Below are 955 nucleotides of genomic sequence, written 5' to 3'. Positions count from 1 at the left end.
GCGCTGGAAACTGTCGCCATCAGCGGCATGGTTCCCGACATGACGCTGATCTTCGATATCGATCCGGCCGAAGGGCTGAAGCGTGCGGCGGCGCGCCGCGGCGTCGGCGACAGCGCCGACCGTTTCGAGAAAGAAACGCTCGCGGTTCACCAGCGTCGGCGCGAGGCTTTCCTGGCGATCGCCGAGGCGGAGCCGGACCGCTGCATCGTGATCGATGCGGCGGCCGATCCCGAAACGGTGGAGAACGTCGTCACCACGGCCGTTTTCGCGGTGCTGGAAAAGCGGATGCGGGTGCAAAGCAAGCAGACGGCGCCGGCATGATCTTCGAACGCATCGCTCCCGAACAGCACGACACGCTGGACGGCGTTCCCGAGCCGTCGGAAACGCCGCGGCTCATCGGCCATGCGCAGGCGGCGGGCATGCTTGCCGCCGCCTACCGCGCCGGCAAGCTGCCGCACGCGCTGATCCTGACCGGGCCGCTCGGTATCGGCAAGGCGACGCTCGCCTTCCATCTGGCGCACCATGTTCTCAAATATCCGGACTTCACGGCCGCGCCTGGCACGCTCGCCGTCCCCGATCCGGCATCGTCGCTGTTTCGCCTGATCGCCACCGGGGCGCATCCTTCGGTGCTGCATCTCACGCGGCCGGCCAACGACAAGACCAAGAGCTTCAAGACGGTGCTTACCGTCGACGAGATCCGCAAGGTCAGCCGCTTCCTGTCGATGACCTCGCACGACGGCAGCTACCGCGTCGTCATCGTCGATCCGGCGGACGACATGAACACCAATGCCGCCAATGCCTTGCTCAAGAATCTCGAGGAGCCGCCGGCGCGCACCCTGTTCATCCTGATCGTGCACGCGCCGGGCAGCCTTTTGCCGACGATCCGCTCGCGCTGCCAGATGGTGCGGCTGACGCCGCTCGCCGCGGACGAACTGATGGCGGTGCTGGAAGGCAT

The 955-nt window shown here is 66.6% G+C and carries 1 protein-coding gene and 1 pseudogene; both read left to right on the top strand.

Annotation, left to right across the window (positions count from 1 at the left end; translation table 11 throughout):
• Positions 1 to 321, top strand: a pseudogene (locus EOA38_RS37700) (thymidylate kinase); the annotation flags it as partial.
• A partial coding sequence (locus tag EOA38_RS37695; RefSeq protein ID WP_127301594.1) for a DNA polymerase III subunit delta' occupies positions 318 to 955 on the top strand: 638 nt, incomplete at its 3' end. The pseudogene EOA38_RS37700 and the gene EOA38_RS37695, both read left to right, overlap by 4 nt.

Source organism: Mesorhizobium sp. M1E.F.Ca.ET.041.01.1.1, from assembly GCF_003997355.1.
GTDB lineage: Bacteria > Pseudomonadota > Alphaproteobacteria > Rhizobiales > Rhizobiaceae > Mesorhizobium.
The sequence above is the reverse complement of the archived record's forward strand: the minus strand, read 5'-3'. Positions and strand labels throughout refer to the sequence as shown.